This window comes from Pseudoalteromonas sp. TB51 (genome assembly GCF_000498055.1).
In the GTDB taxonomy this organism is placed as follows: domain Bacteria; phylum Pseudomonadota; class Gammaproteobacteria; order Enterobacterales; family Alteromonadaceae; genus Pseudoalteromonas; species Pseudoalteromonas atlantica.
On sequence record NZ_AUTO01000333.1, the window covers coordinates 1 to 10,372 of the forward strand.

Annotated in this window: 10 protein-coding genes and 1 pseudogene; 8 read left to right on the forward strand and 3 right to left on the reverse strand. The window is 42.4% G+C overall.

Annotation, left to right across the window (positions count from 1 at the left end; genetic code table 11):
* Positions 1-1,301, reverse strand: a 1,301-nt coding sequence (locus L650_RS0120940) for an ABC transporter substrate-binding protein (RefSeq protein ID WP_085065545.1), incomplete at its 3' end; no start/stop codon positions are given.
* A 15-nt stretch (positions 1,302-1,316) separates the two neighbouring features.
* Positions 1,317-2,381: a phage shock protein operon transcriptional activator gene (gene pspF / locus L650_RS0120945; protein ID WP_029774294.1), complete on the reverse strand. Its 1,065-nt coding sequence runs from the start codon at positions 2,379-2,381 to the stop codon at positions 1,317-1,319.
* Between the two features lie 185 nt (positions 2,382-2,566).
* On the opposite strand from pspF, the gene pspA reads away from it, so the two are divergent.
* From pspA to L650_RS0120985, 8 genes and pseudogenes are all read left to right on the forward strand, one after another.
* Positions 2,567-3,226 (forward strand): phage shock protein PspA, encoded by a 660-nt coding sequence (gene pspA / locus L650_RS0120950; RefSeq protein ID WP_004586906.1) that lies wholly within the window; start codon positions 2,567-2,569, stop codon positions 3,224-3,226.
* Positions 3,227-3,293: 67 nt separating this feature from the next.
* Positions 3,294-3,527 (forward strand): envelope stress response membrane protein PspB, encoded by a 234-nt coding sequence (gene pspB / locus L650_RS0120955; RefSeq protein ID WP_004586907.1) that lies wholly within the window; start codon positions 3,294-3,296, stop codon positions 3,525-3,527.
* Positions 3,524-3,925 carry an envelope stress response membrane protein PspC gene (pspC, locus tag L650_RS0120960; RefSeq protein ID WP_029774295.1) on the forward strand — a complete coding sequence of 134 codons (402 nt, stop codon included), beginning with the start codon at positions 3,524-3,526 and terminating at the stop codon, positions 3,923-3,925. The genes pspB and pspC overlap by 4 nt, the downstream gene beginning before the upstream one ends.
* A 57-nt stretch (positions 3,926-3,982) precedes the next feature.
* Positions 3,983-5,407 (forward strand): YcjX family protein, encoded by a 1,425-nt coding sequence (locus L650_RS0120965; RefSeq protein WP_029774296.1) that lies wholly within the window; start codon positions 3,983-3,985, stop codon positions 5,405-5,407.
* The gene (locus L650_RS0120970) at positions 5,404-6,432 is read left to right on the forward strand and encodes a YcjF family protein (protein ID WP_029774297.1); all 1,029 of its coding nucleotides are present in this window, start codon (positions 5,404-5,406) and stop codon (positions 6,430-6,432) included. Before L650_RS0120965 ends, L650_RS0120970 begins: the two co-directional genes overlap by 4 nt.
* Before the next feature lie 145 nt (positions 6,433-6,577).
* A pseudogene (megL, locus tag L650_RS0120975) lies at positions 6,578-7,749 on the forward strand (methionine gamma-lyase).
* Between the two features lie 237 nt (positions 7,750-7,986).
* Positions 7,987-8,784 (forward strand): phenylalanine 4-monooxygenase, encoded by a 798-nt coding sequence (gene phhA / locus L650_RS0120980; RefSeq protein ID WP_029774298.1) that lies wholly within the window; start codon positions 7,987-7,989, stop codon positions 8,782-8,784.
* Between the two features lie 38 nt (positions 8,785-8,822).
* A complete protein-coding gene (locus tag L650_RS0120985) occupies positions 8,823-9,167 on the forward strand; it encodes a 4a-hydroxytetrahydrobiopterin dehydratase (protein ID WP_029774299.1) in 345 nt (114 codons plus the stop codon).
* 87 nt (positions 9,168-9,254) lie between these two features.
* Here L650_RS0120985 and L650_RS0120990 read toward each other — a convergent pair.
* A partial coding sequence (locus L650_RS0120990) for a BCCT family transporter (protein ID WP_029774300.1) occupies positions 9,255-10,372 on the reverse strand: 1,118 nt, incomplete at its 5' end.

Sequence of the window (10,372 nt, forward strand, 5' to 3'; positions counted from 1 at the left end):
GCCCAGCCGAGTAATACGCTATCGTGGCGGTGCTCACCTATACGCTGAATAAAAGTATTCCACTCGTACTCAACAATACTCACATTAACACCTATTTTGCGTAAATCGCTCTGCATCAGCTCAGCCATTTTACGGGCATTAGGGTTGTATATTCGACTAACCGGCATTGCCCAAATGGTCATATCAAAGCCATTCGGTAACCCCGCTTCTATGAGTAGTTTTTTAGCCAGCTCAGGGTCAAACATAGGCATGTTTTCTTGTGGTTCAAAGCCCCACGAAGTCGGCGGTAAAATAGATTGCGCGCGTATACCATTACCGTAATAAACGGCTTGCATTATTTTGTCTATATCAATTGCATGCGCAAGGGCTCTGCGCACTCTAATGTCATCAAAAGGGGCTCGCTCAGTATTAAAGGCCCAATAACCAATATTTAAATTGGTTTCTTTTTCAACGTTTATATCGTCTCGTTGCGCTAAAATACTCAGTTGTGCGCTACTTGGGTGCGCGGTTACATCGCACTCTTTAGTGAGCATTTTTGCTATGCGCGTAGTGCCGTTTGTCGTAATGTCGTAAACCAGCTGTTCAAGGGCAACATCGTGCTTCCAATAAAGGGGGTTGCGGTAAAAGCGCACTAAGTGATCGCGTCGGTACTCTTTGTATATGTAGGGGCCTGTGCCAATAGGGTACTGATCAAATAAATTAGTTTGATCTCGCGCTTTTAATTGCATTGCGTATTCTTGCGACAGCACCACGGCAAAGTCGGTGGCCATGTTCGTTAAAAAACTGCTTTCTGGGTGAAATAGCTCAAAGCGCACTTGATAGTCAGACACGCGCACAATTTTACGAATAAGCTGATCGAGCCCCACACTTTGAAAATACGGGTAGTTTGCATCGCCTACAAAATGGTACGGGTTGTACACGTCAAATAATCGGCTAAAGGTAAAAATAACATCATCAGCGTTAAAATCGCGAGTAGGGGTAAAGTACGAGGTAGAATGAAATTTTACGCCTTTACGCAGCGTAAAGGTGACCGACTTTCCATCGTTGCTAATTTTCCAATCGGTTGCCAGCTCACTTTTAAAATCTGCAGTAACAGGGTCAATACTAATTAAACGGTCAAATAACTGATTAGCAATAATATCAATAGTTGAGCCAGTGGTTGTTACTTGCGGATTAAACGACACAGGGTTCGCTTCGGCGCAATAAACGAGGCCTTGGTTTTTCTCTTCTATAATTTCTTCTTTACTATCAAAGCAGCCTGTTAAGGTGCTGGCTAGTAAAACAAGTAGTATTTTATGCACTCGCATAACCTCTAACTATTTATCTTCTAATAAATTGTATTTTTTAAGATAACCACGTAATTGATGATACGTTAAACCGAGTACTTCTGCAGTTTTCTTTTGATTAAATTGGCTATGCTCGAGGGCTTTATTAATCATATTTATTTCAAATTCGTTAGAGCGCTCTTTTAAGCTACACGGAAATTCAATTGGGGCGCTAAGCTCGTTACTAAGCTCGCTAACAGGTGTGGCTAGTGTTGTAGGCTCAGCTGGGGCAAGCGGTGTTGCAATAGGAGCTTTAATGCGTGCTTTGGGTCTAAAACGGCTTTCAAATGGGTCTAAAATAATCTGGTGAACGGGAATATGTTCATTACCATGACGATACAAACTTCGCTCAACTACATTTTTAAGCTCGCGTATATTACCCGGCCAATCGTAATTTAGCAGGGTTTCGGTGGCGCTGCGGGTAAAGCCACTAAATAACTCCCACTCTAAATCGCGTGCCATATTCATGGCAAATTGCTCAGCGAGTAGCATAATATCGTCTTGACGTTCGCGCAGTGGTGGCAGGGTAATTACATCAAAGGCTAAGCGGTCAAGTAAGTCACTTCTAAATTCGCCCTGTTCAGCAAGGTGGGGTAAATCTTCGTTGGTGGCACACACTAAACGAGTATCTACCTTTACGGTGTGTTTACCACCGACTCGCTCAAATTCACCGTATTCTATAACGCGCAGAAGCTTTTCTTGTACCATGGCCGACGTATTAGCCAGCTCATCTAAAAATAAGGTACCGCTGTTAGCGCGCTCAAAGCGACCTTCGTGACGTTTACTTGCCCCGGTAAAAGCCCCACTTTCATGACCAAATAATTCGCTTTCGAGGAGGTTTTCGTTAAGGGCTGCACAGTTAAGCTTTACGTAGTTTTGATCCCAACGCTTTGATAAAAAATGTAAACGGGCGGCTATAAGCTCTTTACCGGTTCCTCGCTCGCCAATAATAAGCACTGGCTTATCTAAATTAGCTAACTGCGATACCTGATCAAGTACAGCTAAAAAGCTATCAGATTGGCCGAGTAAATTATCCTGTTGGCGATATTGGCTCATTTTTCCTAACTCTTGGTCATTTTTGCTAACAGTTAGTGTATTTCATAATCAGGGATAACTAAAGGAATTTGTATATTTAGTTTAACTTAATGAAAATAAAGTGTATTTTAGATTTTAAAAAGTTGGCAAGCATATTGATACTAGTTACGCAGACCAACTAAGTTTATATTACAGAGGTAAATGTTATGGGAATTTTTTCGCGTTTTGCAGACATTGTTAATTCTAATATCAATGCCATTTTAGATAAAGCAGAAGACCCAGAAAAAATGGTTCGTCTTATTATCCAAGAGATGGAAGACACATTGGTAGAGGTGCGCTCTACGTCAGCTAAAACACTAGCTGAGAAAAAAGAGTTAGTACGTCGTGTAGACACACTAAAAGCACAAGTAAGCGATTGGCAAGACAAAGCTGAGCTTGCATTAAGTAAAGACCGCGACGATTTAGCGCGTTCAGCGTTACTTGAAAAGCAAAAGTCGGCAGAAGCAGTTGCAGCAGTAGAGTCTGAGCTTGAGCATGTAGAGTCTCATATTGAGAAACTTCAGCAAGAAGTCACCACTCTACAAGAAAAGCTAGCCGATGCTAAAGCACGTCAAAAGGCAATTATTTTACGTCAACGTTCGGCTGAGTCGCGCCTTGAAGTGAAAAAAGCCCTTGATAGCTCTAAAGTAGAAGATGCACTTAATCGCTTTGAGCGCTACGAAACTAAAATTGATGGACTAGAATCTCAAATAGAGTCTTACGATTTAGGTAAAAAGTCGCTTGCAGATGAAATTGCCGACCTACAAAAAAATGAAAAGATAGATGATGAGCTTGCCGAACTTAAAAAGAAGCTAGCTGATAAATAACTTATAAAGGGGTACTTAAAGTGCCCCACTGCTTAAAACATCGATTACGGATTGTCAGGAGAGGATTATGTTTGATCCAGAGATACTAATTGCACCATTTATCTTGTTCATGATTTTTGTTGCGCCACTGTGGTTAATTTTGCACTACCGTAGCAAAAAGCAAGTGAGCCAAGGGTTAAGTGAGCATGAACATCGCCAGTTATTGGAACTTGCCCACAAGGCCGAAAAAATGGCTGATAGAGTAGAAACCCTGGAAGCATTACTCGATCAAGAGTCACCACAATGGAGACGCAAAGTATGAGTGCCAAACGCGAATTATTAAGAGACCCACAGCGCGGCAAAATCGCCGGTGTATGTGCGGGATTAAGTGACTACTTTAATATGGAGTTATGGTTAGTTCGCATTATTTTTGTTAGTGCGGTACTGCTAACGGGTGGCCCATTATTTGTGGTAGCGTATATTGCAGCGTGGTTTATTTTAGATAAAAAAGACCCCACAACTATACATACTAGTAGCTCAACTAAAACTGACGATCCGCTAGAAGTTAAATTTAAAGTATGGCAAAAAGGCGAGCCACCGCGCCGCGCATTGCAAGACTTAAAAGAGCGTTTAACGCGAATAGATTCGCGCCTTCAAGATATGGAACGCCATGTTACTTCAAGCGAGTTTACGGTTAGCCGTGAAATCAACAAACTTTAAAGGATTTAATAGCACTTTGTTCGGTGATTAACAGCATCAATGAAGTGCTAGCCCATTATGAGTAGCACTTCATTTGCCAAAAAAACCTTTAAAAGTATTAAAGGTTCAGCCCAAAAAGCCCTTCATCGCAGTTTAGATCAACACGTAAAATTGGCCGTAACCGGTCTAAGTGGCAGTGGTAAAACCGCGTTTATTTCCGCACTTGTTAAGCACCTTACAACACAAAGCGATGATAAAAACTTACCGTTTTTTGATGTAATGCGAGAGCACCGCCATATAGCCACCAAAGTGGTGCCGCAAGAGGCGTTAAAAGTGCCTACGTTTGACTACTCGCGCGCGCTTAATGCCTTGCTCCCAACTGATGGGATGCCTGCATGGCCTGCATCAACCGAGCGTATTAATACTCTGCGTTTAGCGATTAAATACCAAAGCGCATCAGGGTTGCGTGGGCATTTTTCGCCGCAATCTACGCTGTATTTAGATATTATTGACTACCCAGGTGAATGGCTACTTGATTTACCTATGCTTGAGCAAAGCTATAGTCAGTGGTGCGAGCAACAATACCCGCTGTTACTACAGCACCCGCGTGTGAACACCTCTACTGAATTTTTAAACGCGCTTGAACAGCTTGATTTAAATGCGCCTGTAGATGAAGGCTTGCTTGCACACATTGCGGCGCTTTATCAAAGTATGCTGGTGGGCCTTAAAAAAGATACTAAGCTTGCCATGTTACAACCTGGGCGCATGCTTATGCCTGGTGACTTACAAGGTGCGCCGCTTTTGTTGTTTTTTCCGGTAAATGCGCAGCATATAAAAAGTGATGAGGTAGTGGCAGGCTCTAACTTAGCGCATTTAATTAAGCGCTTTAACGCCTATGTAAAAGAGGTGGTTAAGCCATTTTATAATGAGCACTTTAAACACTTTGACCGCCAAATTGTGTTGGTAGACGTACTCAGCGCTTTAAACGAAGGCCACGAAACACTCCAAGAGCAAAGTAGTGTAATAAACCAATTACTCGCACACTTTAATTACGGCGAGTCGGGATTTTTTAAGCGTTTATTTAAACCCAACATAGATAAAATACTGTTTGCTGCAAATAAGTCAGATCATATAAGTGCAAAGCACCATAAAGACTTAGCACTACTACTTGACTCGCTAGTGCATGAGCAAAGTAATCACTTAAAGTTTGATGGCGTACAAATAGAAACCATGGCAATGTCGTCAATTGCAGCAACGCAGCCGCGCCAAGTGGCCGATAAAGGCCAAACGCTTGATTGCATTTATGGCAAACCACTTAACGAGCAAGATTGGCTTACTTATTTACCCCCACAGCCACCAAAGCGCATGCTGAATAAAAATGAGTGGCCAGCGCAGGGTTTTGAGTTTTTATCGTTTGCGCCTATGCCAAACCCCGATAAGCAACTTAAGCATATTCGCCTTGATCATGTGATGCAGTACTTGTTAGGAGATAAATTATCATGAACGATACACACCAAACATTTCAAGCGGGTAGACGTATTAATACCCAAGCAGATGAGCAGACTGAGCCTAAACTTGCCCCTGCAAAAATAATTACCCAGGGTCAAAGTGAATACATTGAAGAGCCTGATGATGAGCTTCTTGAAGATGAAATAGAGTTAGAGCCGGTATATAAAAAGTCAAAATGGCAAACGCTTAAAGGTGTGTTTGTTGTCAGCTTTTTAGTGTTAGTGCTTTTAGAATTTGCGTATTCGTTAGTGTTTGCGTTTCAGCAGTCGGTCATTTTAGGCGGCGTGTATTTAACGGCGGTGGTAAGCGGTGTGTTGCTAATTGGGCGCATGCTATGGCGCGAATACAGAATGCTGCGCAGTTTAAAGCGTAATCAATTACACCGCCAAGAAGCCGACAGACTTTTAAATAGTGAGCAAGTAGGTGGCGCATTACCCTGGCTTGAAAAACTAAACAAGCACCAACAACTAGACAACTTCGAAGCGTTTAAAAACCAAGTGGCTACCCATCATAGCGATAAAGAAATAATGACCCTTTACGCAAATAGCTTGCTTATAACGCAAGACACGCAAGCTAAAAAGCTTATAAACCGCTTTGCGACAGAGTCAGCGTTGCTTGTTGCCTTAAGCCCCCTTGCGCTGGTGGACATGATGGCGGTGCTTTGGCGCGGTACTAAATTAATAGAGCAAATTGGTAAAATTTATGGCATTGGTTTTGGTTACGCAAGCCGCATTAAGCTCTACCGTATGCTAATAAAACAAGTTATGTTTGTAGGCAGTGCTGAGCTTGTATCTGATTTAGCAGCCACAGCACTCAGTGCTGAGCTTTTAGGTAAGCTTTCGGGGCGTGCAGCGCAAGGTGTAAGCGCCGGTATTTTTACAGCACGTATTGGTTACAAAGCAATGGAGCTTAGCCGCCCATTACCACGGCTTGAAAACAAACGCAGCTTGTTAAAAGGCACAGTGCAAAGTATTGCCAGCAAAATTATGAGCCGTAAAAAGGCCGAGCCAACGTCCTAAAGTAGCAGTGGCAATATTTGTGTACAAAACCTCGCTGAGCGGTTTTTGCACAAATAGCCATCTGAGCATCCGGCATGCTTGTGATTTAAACTGCGGTGCGTTTTATTTATGTAATTGACACACATAATAAAAACGAGAGCACACAATGAGCAAGCAGCATATTAATACCCAATGTATTCATGGCCCGCAAAAAGCAAATGATCCGCATGGCGCACTCACGTCGCCTTTGTATCAAACCTCTACCTTTCATTTTGAAAATGCAGCACAAGGTGCCGCGCGTTTTGCAGGCGATGAGCCCGGTTATATCTACACCCGCCTAGGTAACCCAACCACCACCGAACTTGAGCAAAAAGTAGCACAGTTAGAGTGCTGCGAAGCNCCGCCACAGGTATGGGCGCTGTATCGGCGTCGGTATTAAGCTTTTTATCGCAGGGCGATCATTTAATTGCATCAAGTGCATTGTATGGATGTACTTTTGCGTTTTTTGCTCACATGTTACCGCGCTGGGGAATTGAAGTAACTTTTGTTGATATGACCAACGAGGGCGAGCTTCGCGCTGCTATAAAACCTAATTCAAAAATGATATTTGTAGAAACGCCAATCAACCCCACAATGGCAGTCATTGATTTAGCCTTAATTGGCGCGCTCGCTAAGCAACATAATTTAATTAGTGTGGTCGACAACACCTTTTTAACGCCACTGCTGCAATCACCTAAGCAGTACGGCATAGATATTATTGTGCACAGTGCCACTAAGTACTTAAACGGCCATGGCGATGTAGTAGCTGGGCTTGTGTGTGGAACGCATGAGCACATTACCTTAATAAAAATGACGGTACTTAAAGATATTGGTGCCACCATAAGCCCGCACGACGCATGGCTTATTAATCGCGGATTAAAAACTTTAGCTATACGCATGGAGCGCCATTGCCAAAGCGCGCAAACGGTTGCCGAATATTTAGAGACGCACCCACAGGTTAATATTGTTTATTACCCTGGGCTTAAATCGCACCCTGGCAACAAATATATAGGCAAGCAAATGAAAGCCGCAGGCGGCGTAATTGCATTTGAAATTAAAGGCAGCCTTGCTCAAGGAGCGCAGTTTATAGATAGCATGAAGCTTTGCACACTTGCTGTAAGTTTAGGTGATGCCGAAACGCTTCTTCAGCACCCCGCATCAATGACGCATTCCCCTTACACACCCGAGGAGCGAGCAGCCGCAGGCATAAGTGATGGCTTAATAAGAATCTCTGTAGGGCTTGAAGATGTTAACGATATTATTGACGACTTAAACCAAGCTTTTACATTAATTTGTTAAGTGTATTTATTTGTGTACATTTGAATTTACCCTTAACGCCTTTAATTTAGTGGTTGTATAATATTAATGCCGGTGATGTAATTTTAACTATACACTTTAGGGGATCGTGCTAAATGTAGATATCCGCCTAACTATTAAACTTTTCTTCACTTTTGCATAGTATGGCTGCATTAGATATTCACTAATCTTGAGTATCACACTGACACACATTTAGGGCTTAACCCCAAGAAGGTTATTATGGCTAAAGCAAGTAAATACACCTCTAAAACACCTGATGAAAACGGTGTTATTCATTGGAGCGAAGAAGAAAACAAAATTTGGTCTGAGCTTGTTACGCGCCAACTTGCGTGCATAGAAGGCAAAGCTTGTGATGAGTACATGGATGGGCTTAAAAAAATAAACCTACCACACGATCGTATTCCGCAGTTAAGCGAACTTAACGAAGTGCTTCTTGCCACCACCGGTTGGCAAGTAGCGCCTGTACCTGCGCTTATCGATTTTGATGAATTTTTTAGGTTATTGGCAAACAAACAATTTCCGGTAGCGACGTTTATTCGTAGTCGAGAAGAGTTTGACTACCTGCAAGAGCCTGACATTTTCCATGAAATATTTGGCCACTGCGCTATGCTAACAAACCCTGACTTTGCCGAATTCACACACAAATACGGCCAATTAGGGTATGCAGCGCAGAAAAAAGATCGTGTATACCTTGCACGTATGTATTGGTTTACCGTTGAGTTTGGTTTAATGCAAACCGAAAACGGCCTGCGTATATATGGCGGTGGTATATTATCAAGCCCAGGTGAAACCCAGTACGTGTATTCAGATACACCAGAGATAACGCCTATGAGCGTAATTGATGTGCTGCGTACGCCGTACCGCATTGATATTATGCAACCACAGTACTACACCATAAATTCGATTCATGATCTGTTTGATATATCGCAAATGGATATTATGACTTTGGTTGAGCAAGCTAAAGCGCTTGGTTTGCACGACCCAAAATTTCCACCTAAAGAAAAATTAGCCGGTTAACTTTAATTTAAAAAGAAACGCTAAAGTAAGGATTTAAAATGTCTTCATTAAGTGAACAAAAATGCGAAGCCTGTAACGTAGATGCGCCAAAAGTATCTGAGGAAGAGCTTGCCCAACTTATTACAAAAATTCCAGACTGGGTACCAGAGGTACGCGACGGCATTATGCAACTTGAGCGTATTTATAAGTTTAAAAACTTTAAACAAGCTATGGCGTTTACCAATAAAGTAGGTGATATGGCAGAAGATGAAGGCCATCACCCTGGTTTATTAACCGAGTGGGGCAAAGTAACCGTAACGTGGTGGAGTCATTCAATTAAAGGCTTGCACAAAAACGATTTTATTTGCGCAGCTAAAACAGACGACGTATTTAACGCGCTGTAATTAAAAAATTAATTGAGCAGATTAAAAAGGCACTTTTCAGTGCCTTTTTTATTGCATCAAAATTGCGCTGTTAATTAAAGCGCTTATTTAAGGTTTGTCGCTATTTAACATGTCATCGTGTTCGGCCATATCCCACGGAAGTTCCCCTGGGCTGTTACCTAAAAAGTGCAAGTAATTCTCAAATTGATCAAGAATGTCCTTCACAATATCATCTTCACTGTAGCCATATACATCGTAAGATAACCCACCGCGGCGTAAGAAAACATCTGCCTTGTAATACATCTCGGAGTTATCAGCATCCGGTTTTAGCTCTGTATAGGCAAAGCTTGGCATTGGGTGCTCAGTAAGGCGAATATCATACACAAAATCAACATGTTCATGGCGTAGTACGGTTAAATGGGCGCGGCCTAAGTCAGTATCAAAATCTACCTCGGCATGCCACTGGCGCGCTTTTAATTCTGCTTGAACAGCTTGCATTGCTTTTACCACCACACTACTAATGAAGGTATGCACTTTTTCCTTATTCGGATAATTAACCATAGCGGCTAACCGGCGCTTCCAATGAGATAGGTTAACATTACGGCTATTGAGCGCATGTGCTTGTAAGCTCGTATCGCGATGGCCTTCAATGGTAAGTGCGCGCCAAAGTCCCGCGGTTGCAATAAGCATAATAATAGCAAAGGGTAGGGCACTGGCTATTGTCATGGTTTGTAGTGCACTTAGCCCACCTGCTACTAGTAAAACAGCAGCCACAGCGCCTTCAAGCACAGCCCAAAACACCCGTTGCCATGCAGGCGTATCAATACTCCCGCCAGAGGCGAGGGAGTCAATAACTAACGAGCCCGAGTCAGATGAGGTTACAAAAAAGGTAATGATTAAAATAACCGTCAGTAGCGAAATAATAAACGATAAAGGTAGCACTTCAAATAATTGAAATAGCGCAACGGCATGGTTTGCTTGAACATCGGTTATTAAAGTATTAAACCCTTCATTCATTATTAAATTTAGCGCGGTATCGCCAAATACAGAAAACCATAAAAAGGTAAAAATAGTCGGAACTAGCATCACGCCAGCAACAAATTGCCTAATGGTTCTGCCGCGGCTAATTTTAGCGATAAACATACCAACAAAGGGTGCCCACGCTATAGTCCAGCCAAATATAAATAGAGTCCAGTTACCAATCCAATCACTACGGCTATAGGCTT